This is a genomic window from Pectobacterium versatile (assembly GCF_003932035.1).
GTDB classification, from domain to species: domain Bacteria; phylum Pseudomonadota; class Gammaproteobacteria; order Enterobacterales; family Enterobacteriaceae; genus Pectobacterium; species Pectobacterium versatile.
Genome location: NZ_CP034276.1, coordinates 2,970,422 through 2,990,328, shown reverse-complemented (window position 1 = coordinate 2,990,328; position 19,907 = coordinate 2,970,422). Strand labels below are relative to the sequence as shown.

The following is a 19,907-nucleotide window of genomic DNA, read 5'->3' as shown; positions in this document are numbered from 1 at the left end:
GAAGATGACACGTAGCGAGATATTTTTCCTCAATGCAGGCTGGAAGATCCTGTTTAAGGATCTGGGTGTGCGACCTGTTAATGTAATGCGCAGGGCTGGTCTGCCGGATGATTTACTGTCGAGAAGTGCGGTGGGGCTATCTACGGCAGAATATTTTCGCTTTTGGCAGGGGCTTGAAGATGAGGTCGGATCGCCTTTATTTCCTCTGGATATCGTGAAAAAAGTTTCCGCTGACTTTTTTGATCCTCCTCTCTTTGCGGCCTTATGCAGTACCAGCCTGATGCAGGCGGCCCAGAGGTTGGCAAAGTATAAGCAGTTGATGGCACCGATGAGTCTGGATATCTGGGTGGATCAGGAAGGCGATATGACGCTCGTACCTTCCTGGCTATATGCACAGAGCGAGGTGCCGCTCTCATTGCAGATTGCCGAACTCGCCTTTTTTATTCGTTTAGCAGAGCTGGGTACACGTGAATCAGTAAAAGCACGCAGTGTCGTTCTTCCTGTGCTCCCTGCGCAGCCGTATTCCCGCCATTACACCCATTTTTTTGGGTGTGACATTTTGCATGGTCCACAGCCGTTAATCACGTTCTCATCGACTGATAGTTTGCGTCCTTTCCTGACGGCTAGTGACGGAATGTGGAAAATTTTCGAGCCTGAACTTCGCCGCCGCCTGAGTGAACTTGATGAAAAGGCAAGTATCGCTGAGCGTGTCCGTGCGCTGCTATTGGAATTGCTGCCCAGCAATACGGCGGGGGTGGATGTCGTCGCTAGTCGACTGGCGATGAGCAGGCGAACTCTCCAGCGCCGCCTTGAAGAAGAAGGCGAAAGCTTTCGCTCGCTGCTGAACAGCACGCGTGAAAAACTGGCGCGACATTATCTGGAAAGCACATCAATGCCCGCAGGTGAAATCGCTTTTCTCCTCGGATTCGACGATCCGAATTCCTTTTACCGAGCGTTTCATGAGTGGACAGGCCAGACGCCGGACAGTATTCGCAATACGACGCGGTTACACTGATTAGCCTCCTTACGTCACAACATCGCCATACCTGAATATCGGGGACTTACTGCTGGCGCATAAGGCAAGTGACATGGCGCAATACGCTACCCCAACGGCCGACCTTATCGCCTAAAGTGCATGACAAGGACGGTGATGAACGCATGGCGTGCGCCACCGCATTATGTCAGCAATAAGGGCCCGATATATGAAATCAAAAGTTATTCTGGTGACTGGCGCCTCCTCGGGGATTGGTGAAGCGACCGCTCTGCGTTTAAAGGCCTCTGGCCATACTATTTATGCTGCTGCACGCCGGATAGAGAGGATGCAGAAACTGGCAGAGGCGGATATCCGGGTACTGCCGCTAGATGTGACAGACAGTGTCTCGGTACAGACGGTGGTGGATACCATCATTGCTGAATGTGGACGCATCGACGTTGTGGTGAACAATGCTGGCTATGGCTCCTACGGTGCCGTGGAAGAGGTATCTCCAGAAGAAGGCCGCGCCCAGTTTGATGTGAACGTCTTCGGTGCAGTTCGGTTAACGCAGTTGGTTCTGCCGCATATGCGGGCACAACGCTCTGGCACGGTGATAAATATCACCTCGATGGGCGGGAAAATTTATACCCCGCTCGGTGCCTGGTATCACGGAACTAAGTTTGCCCTGGAAGCGATCAGCGACTGCCTGCGTCTGGAAGTGGAGCCTTTCGGCATTGATGTCGTCGTCATTGAACCCGGCGGTATTAAAACCGAGTGGGCAGACATTGCCGCCGCGAAACTGCTTGATGTATCAGGGCTCGGAGCCTATGTAAAACAGGCAGAGGCGATGGCTGATTCAATGGTGGGTGAAAGTAGTCGGAAACGCCAGTCTTCCCCGCAGGTGATCGCTGACACTATCGCTCAGGCGGTGAGTGCCCATCGGCCCAAAACACGCTATGCCGTCGGCTTTGGTGCAAAACCGATGATCTGCATACGTCGTCTACTGTCAGACCGCCTCTTTGACCGCTTCATGCGTATGGCGACCGGTATCTCCCGCCAGAGTCAATGAGATCAAAAGGAAATGCGGTGAATTCTGACGTGGCGTGGCTTGCAACAGGGTAGCCGGTGCTACAGCACGGGGGCGGCTGGTAGGTAACGGGAACCCGAAGGTTCCCGTTTAGTGTGGTGAAAGTGAGTTACGCTGCCAGCGTATGCTGAGCCATGTTCCCCAGCAGCGAACCGATAAACTCGATGCGCTGCGGACGGTCGCTCAAATCTTTCATGAATTTCAGGCGGGTTGGACCATCAAGGCGGTAGGTGCCCGGATCGCGCTGTAACAGGCCGATAAGGTGGGAGGGATCGACGCGGTTTTGCTCGCTGAATTCGATAAAACCGCCTTTCTCGTTCCCTTCAATACGGCGAATACCCAGTGCCTGTGCCTGTTGACGCAGGGCGGCAATCTGCAACAAATAGCGGCTTGCATCGGGAAGGAGGCCGAAGCGATCGATCAGTTCGACCTTCAACTCATCCAGTTCAGCGGTGCTTTTCGCGCTGGCGATACGTTTGTATAACGACAGGCGCGTATTGACGTCGGGGATGAAATCGTCGGGCAGCAGGGCAGGTAAACGTAGTTCGACGTCGGTCTGGCTGTTGATCAGATCTTCCAGCGACGGCTCCCGACCCGCTTTTAAGGCATCGACGGCGCTTTCCAGCAGTTCCATATACAGTGAGAAACCGACGCTGGTCATTTGTCCGCTCTGATCGTCCCCGAGCAGTTCACCTGCACCACGGATTTCCAGATCGTGCGTTGCCAACGCAAAACCAGCGCCGAGGTCTTCCAATGAGGCAATCGCTTCCAGACGCTTCTGCGCATCGGTGCTCATCGCTTTAGGATTCGGCGTCAGCAGGTAGGCGTAAGCCTGATGGTGGGAACGCCCGACGCGACCGCGCAACTGGTGCAACTGGGCCAAGCCGAAGTGATCGGCACGCTCGATGATGATGGTGTTGGCGCTCGGTATATCGATCCCCGTTTCGATGATCGTGGTACATACCAGCACGTTAAAACGCTGGTGGTGGAAGTCGCTCATGACCCGTTCCAGCTCGCGTTCGCGCATCTGACCGTGACCGATCGCGATGCGCGCTTCTGGCACCAGTTCTGCTAGTCGCTGGGTGGCTTTCTCGATATTTTCGACGTCGTTATAGAGGTAGTACACCTGCCCGCCGCGCAGAATCTCACGCAGAATTGCTTCGCGTACCACCAGACTGTCATATTCGCGCACGAACGTTTTCACCGCTAAACGGCGGGCGGGCGGCGTGGCGATGATCGACAGATCGCGCATTCCACTCATGGCCATGTTGAGCGTACGCGGAATCGGCGTAGCGGTCAGCGTCAGGATATCGACATCTGCCCGCATCGCTTTGATGCGCTCTTTGTGACGCACGCCGAAGCGGTGCTCTTCGTCCACAATTAGCAGCCCTAAATCACGCCAGTGCACGTCGCTCTGCAACAGCTTATGGGTGCCAATCAGAATATCGACTTTGCCTTCCTGCGTTTCCTTCAGCACCTGAGTTTGTTCACGCGCGCTGCGGAAGCGGGAGATCATTTCAATCTTCACCGGCCAGTTGGCAAAGCGATCGCGGAAGTTGTCAAAATGCTGCTGTGCCAACAGGGTTGTCGGCACCAGAACGGCAACCTGCTTATGGTTTTCAACGGCCAAGAACGCGGCGCGCATCGCCACTTCGGTTTTCCCAAAGCCGACATCGCCACACACCAAACGATCCATCGCCAGCGGTTGGCACATGTCGCTTAGCACGGCGTTGATGGCCTGCGCCTGATCGGGCGTGGTCTCGAAGGGGAAACTTTCGCAGAAAAGCTGATACTGTGTTTTGTCATGCTTAAAGGCAAAGCCGCTTTTCGCCGCACGCTGGGCATAAATGTCCAGCAGTTCGGCGGCGACATCGCGCACCCTTTCCGCCGCTTTTTGCCGCGCGCGTGACCAGGCATCGCCACCCAGTTTATGCAGCGGGGCATTCTCATCGGCACCGCCTGCATAGCGGCTGATCAAATGCAGCGAGGAAACCGGAACGTACAGCTTGTCTTCACCTGCATAGGTCAAAATCAGGTATTCGGCCTTGATGCCGCCAGCTTCTAACGTAGTCAGCCCGGCATAGCGACCAACGCCGTGTTCGAGATGGACGACGGGCTGCCCGGGCCGCAGTTCCGCCAAATTGCGGATCAGCGTATCGGTATTAATCGTGCGGCGGCTATCCTGACGGCGGCGACTGACGCGTTCACCCAGCAGATCGCTTTCGCAGATCAATGCGCGCTGGCGCAGCGTGTCGATAAAACCGTGTTCGCTGGCACCGATGATCAGGTAAGTGCCACGCTCCTGAGCCTGCTCCAGCGTGTTGATGAGCGTCGGGTTCAGTTTGATTCGTGCCAGCAGCTCTTGCAGCGTTTCGCGTCGGCCTTCGCTCTCGACGGAAAAAATGACCTGACCGTCGAACTGTTCGATAAAACGGCGTAGCACATCCAGCGGGGATTTCTGCTGGTGCTGAATCGCCAGCTCCGGCAGCGGCAGATAGGCCAAATTAACGTTGGCGGCTTTTTCCGGCAGCGTATCGGTTTTTAACTGTACGCGCGGCCACGCTTTCAGCTCGGTGAACAGACCGTCGACACGCAGCCAGAGTGAATCTGATGGCAACAGCGGTCGCATAGGATCGACACGACGGCTTTCAAAACGCTGCTGAATATCCTGCCAGAAACGCTCGGCGCTCTGTTCGAGATTACCGGTGTTAACGAGCAGCGTGTTGTTCGGGAAGTAGCTGAACAGCGACGGCAGCGGTTCACTGAAGAATAACGGCTGCCAGTATTCAATCCCAGCGGGCCAGACGCCTTTGCTAACCTGCTGATAAATGTGCTCGGCATCGCGTCGTACTTCAAACTGTTCGCGCCACTGGCTGCGGAAAAGTTCGATGGCGGTTTTATCGGTTGGGAACTCGTGAGCGGGCAGCAGATTAATGTGCGGCACTTCATTCAGCGTGCGCTGTGTATCCACATCGAACAGGCGCAGGCTGTCGATCTCGTCATCAAAGAAATCGATACGGTAGGGCTCTTCGCTCCCCATCGGGAACAGATCCAGCAGCGCGCCGCGCGTGGCATATTCACCGTGTTCCATGACCTGATCGACGCTGCGGTAGCCCGCCTGCTCCAACTGCGAACGCAGCTTATCACGCGAGAGGCGCTGGCCTTTTTTCAACACCAACGCATAACCGTGTAGGAAACTGTGCGGACAAACGCGCTGCATCAGCGTGTTGACCGGCAGAATCAGAACGCCGCGCGTCATGTTAGGTAATTGATAGAGCGTGGAGAGGCGGGTCGAAATAATTTCCTGATGCGGAGAAAAACTATCGTAGGGCAGCGTTTCCCAGTCAGGTAGCGTAGTGACGTGCTGGTCGGTAAATTGCTGAATTTCATCACGCAATCGCAGAGCGTTTTGCATATCAGGTGCGATAAGCACCACCAGCCCGGCGTGGCGTTCAATGATTTCTGCACATTCAACGGCGCAGGCAGCGCCGGTTAACTGGCCCAGCAGGCGCTGCTCACCCGCTTTGGGCGGCAGCGAATAACGGTAATTTTCAGGCATCATCTGATTATCGGGTCTCGCCTCCCTGCATCCGGCTGGGAATAAGAAAAAGCCGTAGAGTGAGGGTGTTAGGGTTCCATAAAGCAGTACTACCCTTTATTATCCTTGATCACTTTGCTTTGGCAACCTTATCCAGACGGATTTCATGTATCAACCTGTCGCTTTATTTATTGGCCTGCGCTACATGCGTGGGCGTGCATCAGACCGCTTCGGCCGGTTTGTCTCCTGGTTATCCGCTATTGGCATCACGCTGGGCGTGATGGCGCTGGTCACCGTGCTTTCCGTGATGAATGGTTTCGAGCGCGAACTGGAAGGCAATATTCTGGGCGTGATGCCTCAGGCGGTCATCTCTACGCCGCAAGGTTCACTGAACCCGGCATTGATTCCTGCTTCCTCCTTAGACTCGCTGGAAGGCGTAACGCGCGTTGCGCCGCTGACGACGGGTGATGTGGTGCTACAAAGCGCCCGCAGCGTTGCCGTGGGCGTGATGTTAGGCATTGATCCTGACGAACACGAGCCGCTGTCACGCTATCTGGTTAACGTCAAACAGCAGAAGCTGCAATCCGGTCAATATCAGGCCATTTTGGGCGATAAACTGGCGGCACAGCTGGGCGTTAACGCTGGCGATCACGTTCGCATGATGGTAACGAGCGCCAGCCAGCTGACGCCGATGGGGCGTATCCCCAGTCAGCGTATTTTCACCGTTGCCGGAATCTTTGCTGCTAACAGCGAAGTGGACAGCTACCAACTGTTGGTGAATCAGCAGGATGCTTCACGGCTGATGCGCTATCCAACGAACCACATTACCGGTTGGCGTTTGTGGCTGGAAAAGCCGCTGTCGGTTGATACGCTGAGCACGCAAACGCTGCCGGAAGGCACGGTCTGGAAAGACTGGCGCGAGCGTAAAGGTGAGCTATTTCAGGCAGTACGTATGGAGAAAAATATGATGGGGCTGTTGCTCAGCCTAATCGTTGCCGTGGCCGCGTTCAATATTATTACCTCGCTGGGTTTACTGGTGATGGAAAAACAGGGAGAAGTCGCCATTCTGCAAACGCAGGGGTTGACTCAACGTCAAATTATGGCGGTGTTTATGGTGCAGGGGGGCAGCGCTGGCGTTATCGGCGCGTTGTTAGGGGCATTGCTGGGGACGTTATTGGCCAGCCAACTGAATACGCTGATGCCAATATTGGGCGTATTGCTGGATGGTGCCGCGTTGCCGGTGGCGATCGACCCTGTGCAGGTCGTGACGATCGCCATTTCCGCGATGGTGATTGCCCTCTTATCGACACTTTACCCGTCATGGCGCGCTGCCGCCGTTCAACCCGCTGAGGCTTTACGTTATGAGTGATTTACCGTTATTGCAGTGTACTAACCTGTCCAAGCGCTATCAGGACGGCAAGCTGTCTACCGACGTGTTACGCGATGTCTCATTTGAAATGAGCAGCGGCGAGATGATGGCAATCGTCGGGAGTTCCGGTTCGGGGAAAAGTACGCTGCTGCATGTTCTGGGCGGGTTGGATACGCCGACGTCAGGTGAGGTTATCTTTAAAGGACAGCCGTTGAATACGTTCTCAGCGGCGGCAAAAGCGGATTTACGCAATCGCGAGCTGGGCTTTATTTATCAGTTCCATCATCTGCTGCCGGATTTCACCGCGTTGGAAAACGTAGCGATGCCGTTGCTGATTGGTAAAGTGCCGACGTCACAGGCGCGGGATAAAGCACGCGAAATGCTGGCGGCTGTCGGGCTGGAGGCGCGCAGCCACCACCGTTCGTCTGAACTGTCCGGCGGTGAGCGGCAACGTGTCGCGATTGCCAGAGCGCTGGTGAACAGCCCGTCGCTGGTATTGGCGGATGAGCCAACGGGGAACCTCGATCAGCGTACGACAGACACTATTTTTGAACTGCTGGGAGAGCTGAATGTCCGTCAGGGCACTGCCTTTCTGGTGGTGACGCATGACCTGCAACTGGCTAGCCGACTGAACCGCCAACTGGAAATGCGCGACGGTCAGTTGCAGCAGGAATTGACCCTGATGGGAGCGCGGCAATGAGATTTCCTCCGCTCTCGTTGCTGATTGGCCTGCGCTTTAGCCGCGGTCGTCGGCGTGGCGGCATGGTTTCGCTGATTTCGGTCATTTCGACGCTCGGGATTGCCCTCGGCGTAGCGGTGTTGATTCTTGGCCTGAGCGCGATGAATGGTTTTGAACGTGAACTGAATAACCGCATCCTCGCCGTCGTGCCGCATGGTGAGATCGCACCGGTCAATCAACCTTTCGACGGCTGGCAGGATATTCTTCCGAAAATAGAACAGGTGCCTGGCGTTGCGGCCGCGGCACCTTATATCAATTTCACCGGGCTGCTGGAGAACGGTGCCAAACTTCAGGCGGTTCAGGTAAAAGGCGTCGATCCGCAGCAGGAGAAACGTCTTAGCGCGCTGCCCAACTATGTGCTTAATGACGCCTGGCAGCGGTTCCGCGCGGGTGAACAGCAGGTCATCATTGGGCAAGGCGTGGCGAAAGCGCTGAATGTGGCTGAAGGTGACTGGGTCACGGTGATGATCCCGAACAGCGACCCGGAAATGAAGCTGATGCAGCCGAAACGCATCCGGTTGCACGTGAGCGGTATTTTACAGCTGAGCGGCCAGCTCGATCACGGCTTAGCGCTGATTCCGTTGGCGGATGCCCAGCAATATCTGGACATGGGGCAAAGCGTAACGGGGATCGCCATCAAAGCCAATGACGTGTTTTCTGCCAATAAACTGGTGCGCGATGCGGGCGAAGTCACGAATGCCTATGTCACTATTCGCAGCTGGATTGGCACCTATGGTTATATGTACAGAGACATTCAGATGGTGAGAACCATCATGTATCTGGCGATGATCCTGGTGATTGGTGTGGCCTGTTTTAATATTGTTTCAACGCTGGTGATGGCGGTGAAAGACAAAAGCAGCGATATCGCGGTTTTGCGTACGCTGGGCGCGTCAGATGGGCTGATTCGGGCTATCTTTGTGTGGTACGGGCTATTGGCCGGGCTGCTGGGCAGCGTGATCGGCGCCGTGGTCGGCGTGGTTGCGGCCTTGCAATTGACGCCGATCATTCGCGGTATTGAAGCACTCATCGGCCATAAACTGCTGTCCGGCGACATCTATTTTATCGATTTCCTGCCGTCAGAATTGCATCTGATGGACGTCTTTATCGTATTAGGCACGTCGCTGGTGCTGAGTTTGATTGCCAGCTGGTATCCGGCGCGGCGCGCCAGCCGGATTGACCCTGCCCGCGTGTTGAGCGGACAGTAAGCCAAGCCAACGCACATGCGGCTTGAGAGATGACGGGGATAGTCCCTATCGTGTGGGAAAGCGATCACACCCTAAGGAGCAGTCATGTACTACGGTTTTGACATGGGCGGCACGAAAATTGAGCTGGGCGTGTTCGACGCGGAGTTGAACAAGGTGTGGCAAAAACGAGTGCCGACGCCGCGTAATAATTATGATGACCTACTCTCGACGCTGGTCAATCTGGTGCATGAAGCCGATGCTCAGGTCGGCGTGCAGGGGAAGGTCGGTCTCGGCGTACCGGGCATGGAGACAGGTAACGACGGTGCGCTATTCACCGCTAACCTGCCTGCGACGATGGGAAAACCGCTGCGTACGGATTTGTCGCAGCGTTTGCAGCGAGATATTCGCATCAGTAACGACGCTAATTGCTTTGTGCTGTCGGAAGCCTGGGATGCGGAGTTTCGCTCCTATCCTGTCGTGTTGGGCATGATTTTAGGCACGGGGCTGGGCGGTGGTCTGGTGATTAACGGACGTCCGGTCGACGGGCGCAACGGCATCGCGGGAGAGTTCGGCCATCTCCGCCTGCCGTCCGACGCGCTGGATATCATCGGCGTGGATATTCCCCGCGTGAAGTGCGGCTGCGGTCAATCCGGCTGTATCGAGAATTATATTTCCGGCCGTGGTTTTGAATGGCTGTACGAACATCTGTATGGTGAAGCGCTGCCTGCCGTGACGATTATCCGGCACTATCGTGGCGGAGAGGAAAAAGCGCAGGAGTTTGTCGATCGCTTTATGGATTTGTTGGCGGCCTGTTTGGGCAATCTGCTGACCCTGTTCGATCCACACCTGCTGGTGTTGGGCGGCGGCCTGTCGAATTTTGATGAAATTTATCAAATTCTGCCGACGCGCCTTCCTTCACGACTTTTACCGATTGCGAAACTGCCACGTATAGAGAAAGCGCGTCATGGCGATGCGGGCGGCGTACGTGGTGCGGCGTTGCTACACTTAATGGATAACTAGCTGGAGAAAGTATGTATACGCGTCAACGATTAGGGCGATTTCATAAGGGAAAGCGGATGCGGCAACAGCGTCTTCGTGCGCGTATTTTCCATCGTGATTATCTGGCAGCAAGCGAAGTGAAAAAACCGCGCGTGGTGGTACTGACGGGCGCAGGTATTTCAGCAGAGTCGGGTATCCGTACCTTTCGTGCGGCCGATGGCCTGTGGGAAGAGCACCGCGTTGAGGATGTTGCGACGCCCGAAGGCTTTCAGCGTAACCCCGAGCTGGTGCAGGAATTTTATAACGCCCGTCGTCGTCAGCTACAGCAGCCGGAAATTGTGCCCAACGCCGCACATCTGGCGTTGGCGAATCTGGAAGCGATGTTGGAAGACAATTTCCTGCTGATTACGCAAAACATCGATAACCTGCATGAACGTGCTGGCAGCAAGCGCGTCATTCATATGCACGGCGAGCTACTGAAAATCCGCTGTAGCCAAAGTGGACAGATTTTTGAGTGGACGGACGATCTTGCTGTCGGTGAACGCTGCCACTGTTGTCAATTTCCCGCGCCGCTACGCCCACATGTGGTGTGGTTTGGTGAAATGCCGCTGCACATGGACAAGATTTACCATGCGCTGTCGCAGGCCGATTACTTTATTGCGATTGGCACGTCGGGGCATGTCTATCCTGCCGCCGGTTTTGTCCATGAGGCTCATTCGCACGGTGCCTACACGCTGGAACTGAATCTGGAGCCGAGTCAGGTAGAAAGCCAGTTTGATGAAAAAATGTACGGCCCCGCTAGCACCGTGGTGCCCGAGTTTGTCGCGGCCTGGCTGACGCGTGGTCAAAGCATTAAGTTTTAAGCGCCCACAAAAAGTTTTAAGCGTCCGCAAAAAGAGAAAGCGTCATGAATCGTGTGAGGATGGCGTTTTCTCTTGCCGATCGTTGCCGCAGCAACATTCGTCAAGCTGATCGAATGGCAACATCGCGGCGTGGTTAAAGAAACAATATTCACTCTCGCTACAGTGAGTATGCGAAACGGTTTCTGTCGGCGAGTCCGCCTGCGGATGCGGTGGCCGTGCTCCATGAAATGATAAGGTTCGTCGGAAAAAGCCCAGCATAGCGTTACCCTCACGATGTCTTATGAAAGACAAATGTGTTAATGAGAATTATTAACATATGTAAATCACTCTCATCAATGTCAGCTAAGCGTAGTTGATAATCCGATGATGCGGGAATGACAATTGTCAAAAAGTATATCCAAAATTGTTCTATCCGCTTGCCATGCGTGAATCGACAAAGGCTTAGAACGATCAGAATGTCCGCCGGGCTTCAGCAGCCAGTTCTTTTAGATAATTCAGATCGCACAATTCCACTTGATGACCCCGATAGGTAATGTGGCCTTGCCGCTTCCAGTCTGACATTAGCCTGCTTAGCGTTTCACTGCGCATTCCTAATGACGTCGCGAGCTGGCCTCGGCTCACTGGTAATGTCAGATGCTGAGTTTGCTGAATGTGGTGCTGCCGCAGCAGATAATCTGCCAGACGCTGTGGCGCGGAGCTGGAGGTCAGCCAGTCGATTTGGTTGATGGTCGAGTAGAGTTTCTTGCCCAGATAGTTGAGCAAACGCAGTGCCAGCTCTGGGCGCTGCAAGCAAAACTGGTGAATATCCTGCCGTGGGATCATCAGCGTATGGCCATCGCTCTGCGCGCGAATATTCATTGGGAAGCGACCGTGATCCATAAATACAGCGGCAATAGCGACAAATTCTCCGCGTTCAAACTGCCCGAAAATCTTCTCATCGCCGCCATAGGTATGGCGAAAGGCCTGCAATTTTCCTGTTTCAACCAGCAAACAGTGCTGCATTTTGTCGCCTTCGCGAAACAAAATGTCATCCTGCCGGAAAAACAGACGCTCGCTTTTTGCCAGTAGCTCACACACCACGTCGCTGGGTTCACCGCGCATCCAATCATGCTGAAACAGCACTTCGCCGTATTCATCGGGCGATAGCGCTTTTTTGACAAATGTCATTTGCCCTCCCAGAGGCTGGTATTACCATCAAGCTAGTAAATGAAAATAATAATCACTTGCATGAATTCGGCAAGCAAAATCACGGCGCGCTGAATCGAGAATAGCGGAGAGTTTCCATGAAAGAAAATACCCTTCCGGCGGCACAGGCGCTGGTTCTCCATGAATTGATAACCCCAACCGAACACGGTATCGCCAGTCGCGTGTTGGCCCGTACCGACGGCGGCAATGTCACGCTGTTTGCCTTCGATCAGGGGCAGGGGTTGAGTGAACACAGTGCGCCTTATGATGCACTGGTTATGGTACTTGAAGGTGAATTATTGCTGACGATCGGTGGCGAACCCGTCGTCGCGCAGCCCGGCACGCTGGTGCGTATGCCAGCCAATATCCCGCATGCCGTTGATGCGCAGCAGTCGTCACGTATGTTGCTGACCATGTTGAAGACGCTGAAAACCAACTAAAAGCCACCCCGTTAGGCTCTAAACAGTTGTTGCGATAACACCGAATGAAGGAGTGACAGTATGAGCGATCATGAAGCTGGACATAAATTTTTAGCCCGACTGGGGAAAAAACGTCTTCGCCCCGGCGGCAGAAAAGCAACCGAGTGGCTGCTCAGTCAGGCCGGGTTCCGACAGGACAGCGTAGTATTGGAAGTCGCCTGCAATATGGGCACCACTGCGATGGAGATTGCGCGTCGATTTGGCTGTCAGGTTATCGGCGCGGATATGGATAAAGTCGCGCTACAGAAGGCGCAGGAAAATGTGGCAGCGAACGGTTTAGCCTCGCAGGTCACGATTATGCAGGCAAATGCGCTGGAACTGCCGTTCCCCGATAATCACTTTGACGTAGTGATTAATGAAGCCATGCTGACGATGTATGCCGATAAGGCCAAGAGCCGCATTATTGCCGAATATTATCGCGTGCTGAAACCCGGTGGCCGCCTGATTACGCACGATATCATGCTGCTTTCCGAGAAGGATACCGGGGCGTTGCAGGCGGTGGAACAGATGCATAAAGCGATCAACGTGCATGCCCAGCCGATGCTGCGCGAGCGCTGGGTGACGCTGTTTCAGGAGAGTGGTTTTAGCAAGGTCAGCTACGATAACGGCGCAATGACACTGCTGACGCCACAGGGGCTGATTTATGATGAAGGGCTAGCGGGTGCGGCGCGCATCGTAAAAAATGCGCTGAAGAAAGAAAACCGCGGCATGTTCTTCAACATGTTTCATACCTTCCGCCGCAATCGGAACCAGCTTAACTATATTGCGGTATGCAGTACCAAATAAGGGCGGTATGCGGCACTACGGCGTTTTGACCGTGCTGCGGTAATAAGGAAAATGCGTGTAAGGTAAGCGAAATCGTTTAACATACATGACAATACTTAATTACCGCCGGGTGATATCCCGCTAAAGCACGCTATGCCGTTACCCCACTACAGCCAGCTAAAACAACAGCAGTGCAGACGCGATCGTCGGAGTCTGGCACTGCTGTTGGCGTTTCTCGCACTCACGCTGGTCGTAAGCCTGTGCGCCGGGGAGCGCTGGATTTGGCCGACGGCCTGGCTGGATGAGGCTCAGCAACTCTTTGTCTGGCAACTGCGTTTGCCCAGAACGCTGGCCGTGATGCTAGTGGGGGCCAGTCTGGCGATGTCGGGCACCGTGATGCAGGCTGTCTTTGATAATCCGCTGGCGGAGCCGGGGCTGCTGGGCGTGGCGAACGGCGCAGGCGTGGCCTTAGTGCTGACGGTACTGCTGGGGCAGGGATTGTTGCCCGTCTGGATGTTAAGCCTGAGCGCGATTGCTGGCGCGCTGCTGATTACCTTTCTGTTACTCCATTTTGCCCGTCGGCATATCTCCAATACCCGTTTATTACTCATCGGCATTGCGCTCGGGATTATCTGTAGCGCGGTGATGACCTGGGCCGTCTATTTCAGTACCAGCCTCGATTTACGCCAACTGATGTATTGGATGATGGGCGGCTTCAGCGGCATTGATTGGCGACACGGCTGGTTGATGTTGACACTCTTGCCGCTGTTGCTGTGGTTGAGTCGTCAGGGGGCGGTGTTAAATGGGCTGACGCTGGGTGAGATTCAGGCGCGCCAGTTAGGTATCCCTGTCTATCGCTGGCGCACCACTCTCGTGTTGGTGATGGGTGTACAGGTTGGCCTGAGCGTGGCGCTGGCTGGTATCATCGCGTTTATTGGTCTGGTGATCCCACACATGTTACGGTTGTGCGGACTGACCGATCAGCGTTATTTATTGACCGGATGTGCATTGGCTGGCGGCGGCGTGCTGCTGCTGGCGGATACGGTCGCGCGCGTTGCGCTAAGTTCAGCCGAGTTGCCGATAGGCGTGGTTACCGCTACGCTGGGATCGCCGTGGTTTATCTGGCTACTATTACGCAATCGACTGTAGCGAGATGTCTTGTTCTATCCACTCTTGTTTATCACTGAAGGGAGCAAAACGATGAGCACTGAAATCTATACTATTCCGCTGACCACCATCGACGGGAAAGCAACAACGTTTGAAGCGTTTAAAGGGCAGGTGGCTTTAGTTGTCAACGTCGCCTCTCAATGCGGCCTGACTAAACAATATGACGCATTGGAAAAACTCTACGAAACCTATCGCGACAAAGGTCTGGTCGTGCTGGGATTCCCCTCCAATGAATTTGCAGGGCAGGAACCGGGCTCGGAAGAAGAAATTCAGGAATTCTGCCGTGGGACGTTTGGCGTTCAGTTCCCGATGTTCAGCAAAATTGAAGTGAATGGCGAGAACCGTCACCCGCTGTACCAGTTATTGATTCGTCAGCAACCAGAAGCCAATGGAACCTGGAAAAGTGACTTTTTTGCGCGTTTAGTCAATAAAGGCCGTAAACCCAAGAATCCAGAAGACATTCTGTGGAATTTCGAAAAATTCCTGGTGGATCGCGAAGGGCAGGTTATTGATCGCTTTGCGCCGGATATGGCACCTGACCATGACACCATCGTGAAAGCGATCGAAGAGGCGTTGGCAAAATAATTGACGCAGCAGACTTCCCCAGTATTACAGCTGCTGCAGGCTAGCGCCTTACCGCGTTTGTCGCCGACGAATGCGGAGTGTCATCGTGGTGAGTTGCTGCACATCATCGGCCCGAACGGCGCAGGAAAGAGTACCCTGCTGGCAAGAGCGGCTGGCTTGCTGGCGGGGGAAGGTGATGTTTATCTGGTCGGTACGCCGATGTCGCAGTATACGGCGGCAGATTTGGCCGTGCGGCGCGCCTATCTTGCACAGCAGCAACCGCCGCTGGCGCTGATGCCAGTATTCCAGTATTGGCAACGGCATCAACCGCCGCTGGCTCAGGAAGATGCGGTCGAAAAGGTGGTGCATTTTCTGGCAGAACGCCTGATGTTAATCGACAAACTGGCGCGCCCGCTCACGCAGCTGTCGGGAGGCGAGTGGCAGCGCGTTCGGCTGGTGGCGGCGCTGTTGCAGATTTGGCCGACGATCAATCCGCATGCGCGTTTGCTGCTGCTGGATGAACCAACTAACAGTCTGGATGTGGCGCAGCAGGTGGCACTGGATGCGTTACTGAGTGAACTCTGTCGTTTGGGGATTGCTGTCGTGGTTTGCGCACACGATCTTAACCACAGCGCCCACCATGCGGATCGCGTGTGGCTGCTGTCGGCAGGGACTCTGGTGGCGCAGGGCGAAACGGCGGATGTCATGCTGCCGGACGTGCTGTCTCCTGTGTTCGGGGTCGCGTTTCAGCGGCACGTGGTGGATGGCAGAAATTGGATTATCACGCGCAGCGCCTGACTGCTGTCGCGAAGAGATGGCGTCGTTAGAAAATAGGAAAAATCGCCTTTACTTGCCAGAGGCCCCGATTAAACGCTAAATTAATCAATACCTAGCATTTTCAAACGCTAGAGGACTATGGCCTCGGCGGTTTTATGGTAATCGCGATGATACGTTTACGACATGCTTTGATCCTCGCCAGCCTGATTTTGGTCGGCTGTAGCAGTAGTCGACATAATAATCCGCCGCCGAATGCGCGTCTGAGCGATTCGATCATGGTGATGGTGCAGCTAAACGATCAACTCGGGCAATGGTACAGAACGCCTTATCGCTATGGTGGGCTGGATCGTAACGGCGTCGATTGTTCTGGCTTTGTTTACCTGACATTTCGCGATAGGTTTGGTATGCAACTGCCGCGCACCACGGAAGAACAAACTGAACTGGGCGAGCGCGTTGACCGCGATAACTTGTTACCGGGCGATTTGGTCTTTTTCAAAACGGGCAGCGGCAGCAGTGGGCTGCACGTCGGCATTTATGACAAAGACGACCAGTTTATTCATGCCTCCACCAGTCAGGGCGTCATCCGTTCGTCGCTGGATAACGTGTACTGGAAACGGGCGTACTGGCAAGCCCGCCGCATCTGATTCCTTCCTTATTTTGTTTTGTTGACAGCATGGAGCTATCCACTCATGTCCTCTCTGCGTTTATTGATCTCTGATTCTTACGATCCCTGGTTTAATCTGGCCGTTGAGGAGTGCATCTTTCGTCAGATGCCTACCACGCAGCGGGTACTGTTTTTATGGCGCAATGCGGAAACCGTCGTCATTGGTCGTGCCCAGAATCCGTGGAAAGAGTGCAATACGCGGCGGATGGAAGAGGATGGGATCAAGCTGGCGCGGCGCAGCAGCGGCGGTGGGGCGGTCTTCCATGATCTCGGTAATACCTGCTTTACCTTCATGGCGGGCAAACCAGAATACGATAAAAGCGTCTCAACGCAGATTGTTCTGGATGCACTCAGTTCGCTTGGGTTAAAGGCCAGCGCCTCGGGGCGTAACGATCTGGTGGTGGAAACTGCGGACGGCGTGCGCAAGGTGTCCGGTTCTGCCTACCGCGAAACCAAAGATCGCGGGTTCCATCACGGTACGCTGCTGCTGAACGCAGATCTCAGCCGCTTAGCCGATTATTTGAATCCGGATGTTAAGAAACTACAGGCAAAAGGGATTACGTCCGTGCGTTCCCGCGTTGCCAATCTGATGGAATTACTGCCTTCTGTCGATCATCAGGTGATTTGTCAGGCGGTGACGCAGTCTTTCTTTGATTATTTTGGCGAACAGTGCGAGCCGGAAATTATCTCACCATCTGCCCACCCGAATCTACCCGGATTCAGCGAGCAGTTTGCGCGCCAAAGTAGCTGGGAATGGAACTTCGGTCAGGCGCCGGATTTCTCGCATTTACTGGATAACCGCTTTATCTGGGGCGGCGTTGAATTACATTTCGATGTGGAGCGCGGCGTGATCGTCCGTGCCCAGATTTATACCGATAGTCTGAATCCCGCGCCGTTAGAAGCGTTAGCTTCCGCATTACAGGGAACGGCGTATCGTCCAGAAGCGTTGGCGGCGGCGTGTCAGGCGCTGATTACCGCTTTCCCCGAACAGCAAAACGAATTGCAGGAACTGGCTGAGTGGCTGGAGCAAAGTTTGCGCTAGATCGTGAAGTCGGACGCTTAATGACTCCGTTGCATAGCAGAAAAGCGCTTTTCGTGCGTTGTGCGATAAGCGCTATAGCGTAGTCTATAATAATAACTTAATGTGATTATTATAGACTCTATGCAGTACGGGATCATGCGCATCCATCTTGCTGTTGACTACACCAGTGACTACGTTTTTTGGCCGATATTCAGGTTGGATGGAACGCTGTTGGCAGTCGAAATGATCAGCCATTTTAATGGGCTTTCAGGCAAGTTGAGTATGCCTGCCGATATTCTCCTCATGCAGTTAAGCCCACGACAACAATATGATTTTGTTTGTGAACAGCTGCTTTTTATCAAAGATAAATCCGCATGGTTTATTGATAACCACATTCAGCTAGTGCTGAAGGTAGGGCATCAAATAACCGAAATGTTAATTAAATCCGACGTGCTACGCGGCGAAATCAAACACCTCGATTTTGTTTTGTTGGAGATTAATGAGCTTTTCCCCCAGCTATCGCAGGGCAAAGAAAATGCCGCGCTGCTGAATCTAAGCCAATCCGTTCCTTTATGGCTGGATAATTTTGGTTCTGGAAAAACAACGCTTAAACCTTTGCACGATGGGCTCGTTCGTGGCGTGAAATTGGATCGTCAGTTTATCGGGCAGCTTTTATCACGCCCGGCCAATACGCTGATGATGGAGCCGTTACTGCGGACGATTAAAAACAGCTATGCAGGTATCAGTGTTGTCGCCAAGGAGATCGATACGATGGCGCACCTGAATAAAATGAGACTGCTGAACATTGATGCCGTTCAGGGACAGATGTGGCCTGCCGTACATTTTGACAAGCTTGAGCAACGCACGGCACTTATTGGCTGACTCAATCGCGCCAACCGTCTTGGGGGGCGAAGGGGCTTCCTGAATACCGATCGTGAAAATAATACCCCTGCGTTTCCTCCGTGTTAATTTCATTGCCATCCCTCTACACTTTCTATCTACCCGTTAATTGTTGTGTGGTGAGCGCGTGGCTCTCTTCACCTGAATAGAGTGGTATTAGGGAGACAGGATGCAGCAGACACCGTTATTCAAAAATCACTATTTTGACCAACTGCCGGGGTTCTATACCGCGCTACAGCCGACGCCGCTGCATGGCGCTCGTCTGCTTTATCACAGCGAGGGATTGGCCGCGGAGCTCGGGTTGTCTTCCGACTGGTTTACGCCAGAACAGGATGCCGTCTGGAGCGGCGAGCGTTTGCTGCCGGGAATGGCACCGCTGGCGCAGGTTTATAGCGGCCATCAGTTTGGCGCGTGGGCCGGTCAGTTGGGTGACGGGCGCGGCATTCTGTTAGGGGAACAACAGCTGGCAAATGGCCGCAGTATGGACTGGCATCTGAAAGGTGCGGGGCTGACGCCGTATTCGCGCATGGGCGACGGTCGTGCGGTGCTGCGCTCAGCAATACGCGAATTTCTGGCCTCGGAAGCGATGCACCATCTGGGAATTCCCACCACGCGGGCGCTGACGATTGTCACCAGTACACATCCGGTCCAGCGTGAGCAGGAAGAAAAGGGTGCAATGCTGCTGCGCGTGGCAGAGAGCCATGTGCGCTTCGGTCATTTTGAGCACTTCTACTATCGCCGTGAGCCAGAAAAGGTGCGTCAGCTGGTGGAGTATGTGATCGCTCGCCACTGGCCGCAGTGGGAAAACGACGAGCGGCGTTATGAGCTGTGGTTCGGTGATGTGGTAGAGCGTACTGCCCGTCTGATTACACATTGGCAGGCCGTCGGTTTTGCGCACGGCGTAATGAATACGGACAACATGTCGATTTTAGGGCTGACCATCGACTACGGCCCTTATGGCTTTTTAGATGCCTATCAGCCCGGTTTCATTTGCAATCACTCCGACCATCGCGGGCGCTACGCGTTTGACAATCAGCCTGCCGTGGGGCTGTGGAATTTGCATCGGCTGGCGCAGGCGCTGTCGGGACTGATGGACACTGAAACGCTGGAGCGTGCGCTTGCCCGCTACGAACCGGCGTTGATGCAGCACTATGGTACGCTGATGCGCGCTAAGCTGGGCTTATTTACCGCAAGTTCTGAAGATAATGACGTGCTGGTCGGGCTGTTGCGTTTGATGCAGCAGGAAGGCAGCGATTACACCCGCACGTTCCGTCTGCTGGCAGACAGCGAGAAGCAGGCATCACGCTCGCCGCTCCGTGATGAATTCATTGACAGGGCTGCGTTCGATAGCTGGTTTGCGACCTATCGCCAGAGGCTGATGCAGGAAGAGCAGAGCGATGAGGAACGCCGTCGGCTGATGAATGCGACGAACCCGAAATATATTCTGCGTAATTATCTGGCACAAATGGCGATTGAACGGGCGGAAAGCGACGACATCAGTGTGCTGGCGCGTCTGCATCAGGCGCTGTGCCAACCGTTTGATGAACAGCCGGAGAAGAACGATTTAGCGGCGTTACCGCCAGAGTGGGGTAAGCATCTGGAGATTTCCTGCTCCAGTTGAACCGGAGCAGGG

18 protein-coding genes are annotated in these 19,907 nt (G+C 54.4%); 16 read left to right on the top strand and 2 right to left on the bottom strand.

The window, feature by feature from the left end; genetic code table 11:
• Positions 1-4: 4 nt before the first annotated feature.
• Both EIP93_RS13500 and EIP93_RS13495 read left to right on the top strand, forming a co-directional pair.
• A complete protein-coding gene (locus EIP93_RS13500) occupies positions 5-1,015 on the top strand; it encodes an AraC family transcriptional regulator (protein ID WP_103860420.1) in 1,011 nt (336 codons plus the stop codon).
• A gap of 187 nt (positions 1,016-1,202) precedes the next feature.
• Entirely contained in the window at positions 1,203-2,042 is an 840-nt protein-coding gene (locus EIP93_RS13495; RefSeq protein WP_125232830.1) for an oxidoreductase, read from the top strand.
• A gap of 127 nt (positions 2,043-2,169) precedes the next feature.
• On the opposite strand, the gene mfd is transcribed toward EIP93_RS13495, so the two are convergent.
• Positions 2,170-5,622, bottom strand: coding sequence for a transcription-repair coupling factor (gene mfd / locus EIP93_RS13490; protein ID WP_206428379.1), 3,453 nt, complete (start codon positions 5,620-5,622; stop codon positions 2,170-2,172).
• A 142-nt stretch (positions 5,623-5,764) separates the two neighbouring features.
• Between mfd and lolC the strand changes: the two genes are divergently transcribed.
• From lolC to cobB, 5 genes are all read left to right on the top strand, one after another.
• A complete protein-coding gene (gene lolC, locus EIP93_RS13485; protein WP_103940008.1) occupies positions 5,765-6,967 on the top strand; it encodes a lipoprotein-releasing ABC transporter permease subunit LolC in 1,203 nt (400 codons plus the stop codon).
• Entirely contained in the window at positions 6,960-7,667 is a 708-nt protein-coding gene (gene lolD / locus EIP93_RS13480) for a lipoprotein-releasing ABC transporter ATP-binding protein LolD (protein WP_039489063.1), read from the top strand. The genes lolC and lolD overlap by 8 nt, the downstream gene beginning before the upstream one ends.
• Positions 7,664-8,911: a lipoprotein-releasing ABC transporter permease subunit LolE gene (gene lolE / locus EIP93_RS13475; RefSeq protein WP_103940010.1), complete on the top strand. Its 1,248-nt coding sequence runs from the start codon at positions 7,664-7,666 to the stop codon at positions 8,909-8,911. Before lolD ends, lolE begins: the two co-directional genes overlap by 4 nt.
• An 84-nt stretch (positions 8,912-8,995) precedes the next feature.
• Positions 8,996-9,910: an N-acetylglucosamine kinase gene (gene nagK / locus EIP93_RS13470; RefSeq protein ID WP_103860424.1), complete on the top strand. Its 915-nt coding sequence runs from the start codon at positions 8,996-8,998 to the stop codon at positions 9,908-9,910.
• 11 nt (positions 9,911-9,921) lie between these two features.
• A complete protein-coding gene (gene cobB, locus EIP93_RS13465; protein ID WP_103940012.1) occupies positions 9,922-10,752 on the top strand; it encodes a Sir2 family NAD+-dependent deacetylase in 831 nt (276 codons plus the stop codon).
• A gap of 450 nt (positions 10,753-11,202) precedes the next feature.
• Here the strand turns inward: cobB and EIP93_RS13455 are convergent, their stop codons facing one another.
• Complete coding sequence (locus tag EIP93_RS13455) at positions 11,203-11,919, bottom strand: Crp/Fnr family transcriptional regulator (protein ID WP_039471579.1); 717 nt, start codon at positions 11,917-11,919, stop codon at positions 11,203-11,205.
• A 116-nt stretch (positions 11,920-12,035) separates the two neighbouring features.
• Between EIP93_RS13455 and EIP93_RS13450 the strand changes: the two genes are divergently transcribed.
• From EIP93_RS13450 to EIP93_RS13410, 9 genes are all read left to right on the top strand, one after another.
• The gene (locus tag EIP93_RS13450; RefSeq protein ID WP_039532204.1) at positions 12,036-12,377 is read left to right on the top strand and encodes a cupin domain-containing protein; all 342 of its coding nucleotides are present in this window, start codon (positions 12,036-12,038) and stop codon (positions 12,375-12,377) included.
• 60 nt (positions 12,378-12,437) lie between these two features.
• Positions 12,438-13,202: a class I SAM-dependent methyltransferase gene (locus EIP93_RS13445; RefSeq protein ID WP_103860426.1), complete on the top strand. Its 765-nt coding sequence runs from the start codon at positions 12,438-12,440 to the stop codon at positions 13,200-13,202.
• Positions 13,203-13,334: 132 nt separating this feature from the next.
• The gene (gene btuC, locus EIP93_RS13440) at positions 13,335-14,330 is read left to right on the top strand and encodes a vitamin B12 ABC transporter permease BtuC (RefSeq protein WP_107332702.1); all 996 of its coding nucleotides are present in this window, start codon (positions 13,335-13,337) and stop codon (positions 14,328-14,330) included.
• A 51-nt stretch (positions 14,331-14,381) separates the two neighbouring features.
• Positions 14,382-14,933: a glutathione peroxidase gene (locus EIP93_RS13435; RefSeq protein ID WP_010297746.1), complete on the top strand. Its 552-nt coding sequence runs from the start codon at positions 14,382-14,384 to the stop codon at positions 14,931-14,933.
• Entirely contained in the window at positions 14,934-15,710 is a 777-nt protein-coding gene (btuD, locus tag EIP93_RS13430; protein WP_107332704.1) for a vitamin B12 ABC transporter ATP-binding protein BtuD, read from the top strand. It begins immediately after the preceding gene.
• Between the two features lie 146 nt (positions 15,711-15,856).
• Positions 15,857-16,333 carry an NlpC/P60 family protein gene (locus EIP93_RS13425; RefSeq protein WP_219600635.1) on the top strand — a complete coding sequence of 159 codons (477 nt, stop codon included), beginning with the start codon at positions 15,857-15,859 and terminating at the stop codon, positions 16,331-16,333.
• Positions 16,334-16,378: 45 nt separating this feature from the next.
• On the top strand, positions 16,379-17,395 hold the full coding sequence (locus EIP93_RS13420) for a lipoate--protein ligase (RefSeq protein ID WP_125232829.1): 1,017 nt from the start codon (positions 16,379-16,381) through the stop codon (positions 17,393-17,395).
• A 135-nt stretch (positions 17,396-17,530) separates the two neighbouring features.
• Positions 17,531-18,256: an EAL domain-containing protein gene (locus tag EIP93_RS13415; RefSeq protein WP_125233344.1), complete on the top strand. Its 726-nt coding sequence runs from the start codon at positions 17,531-17,533 to the stop codon at positions 18,254-18,256.
• A 187-nt stretch (positions 18,257-18,443) separates the two neighbouring features.
• Positions 18,444-19,895 (top strand): protein adenylyltransferase SelO, encoded by a 1,452-nt coding sequence (locus EIP93_RS13410; RefSeq protein WP_103940019.1) that lies wholly within the window; start codon positions 18,444-18,446, stop codon positions 19,893-19,895.
• The last annotated feature ends 12 nt before the right edge of the window (positions 19,896-19,907 follow it).

Excerpts from the sequence above, each read along its gene's own strand:
- EIP93_RS13500 (WP_103860420.1), top strand. The coding sequence starts at position 5 with ATGACACGTAGCGAGATATTTTTCCTCAATGCAGGCTGGAAGATCCTG.
- EIP93_RS13495 (WP_125232830.1), top strand. The coding sequence starts at position 1,203 with ATGAAATCAAAAGTTATTCTGGTGACTGGCGCCTCCTCGGGGATTGGT.
- btuC (WP_107332702.1), top strand. The coding sequence starts at position 13,335 with ATGCCGTTACCCCACTACAGCCAGCTAAAACAACAGCAGTGCAGACGC.
- lolD (WP_039489063.1), top strand. The coding sequence starts at position 6,960 with ATGAGTGATTTACCGTTATTGCAGTGTACTAACCTGTCCAAGCGCTAT.
- EIP93_RS13415 (WP_125233344.1), top strand. The coding sequence starts at position 17,531 with ATGCGCATCCATCTTGCTGTTGACTACACCAGTGACTACGTTTTTTGG.
- cobB (WP_103940012.1), top strand. The coding sequence starts at position 9,922 with ATGTATACGCGTCAACGATTAGGGCGATTTCATAAGGGAAAGCGGATG.
- EIP93_RS13450 (WP_039532204.1), top strand. The coding sequence starts at position 12,036 with ATGAAAGAAAATACCCTTCCGGCGGCACAGGCGCTGGTTCTCCATGAA.
- EIP93_RS13435 (WP_010297746.1), top strand. The coding sequence starts at position 14,382 with ATGAGCACTGAAATCTATACTATTCCGCTGACCACCATCGACGGGAAA.
- lolC (WP_103940008.1), top strand. The coding sequence starts at position 5,765 with ATGTATCAACCTGTCGCTTTATTTATTGGCCTGCGCTACATGCGTGGG.
- lolE (WP_103940010.1), top strand. The coding sequence starts at position 7,664 with ATGAGATTTCCTCCGCTCTCGTTGCTGATTGGCCTGCGCTTTAGCCGC.
- EIP93_RS13425 (WP_219600635.1), top strand. The coding sequence starts at position 15,857 with ATGATACGTTTACGACATGCTTTGATCCTCGCCAGCCTGATTTTGGTC.
- mfd (WP_206428379.1), bottom strand. The coding sequence starts at position 5,622 with ATGATGCCTGAAAATTACCGTTATTCGCTGCCGCCCAAAGCGGGTGAG.
- EIP93_RS13420 (WP_125232829.1), top strand. The coding sequence starts at position 16,379 with ATGTCCTCTCTGCGTTTATTGATCTCTGATTCTTACGATCCCTGGTTT.
- EIP93_RS13445 (WP_103860426.1), top strand. The coding sequence starts at position 12,438 with ATGAGCGATCATGAAGCTGGACATAAATTTTTAGCCCGACTGGGGAAA.
- nagK (WP_103860424.1), top strand. The coding sequence starts at position 8,996 with ATGTACTACGGTTTTGACATGGGCGGCACGAAAATTGAGCTGGGCGTG.
- EIP93_RS13410 (WP_103940019.1), top strand. The coding sequence starts at position 18,444 with ATGCAGCAGACACCGTTATTCAAAAATCACTATTTTGACCAACTGCCG.
- EIP93_RS13455 (WP_039471579.1), bottom strand. The coding sequence starts at position 11,919 with ATGACATTTGTCAAAAAAGCGCTATCGCCCGATGAATACGGCGAAGTG.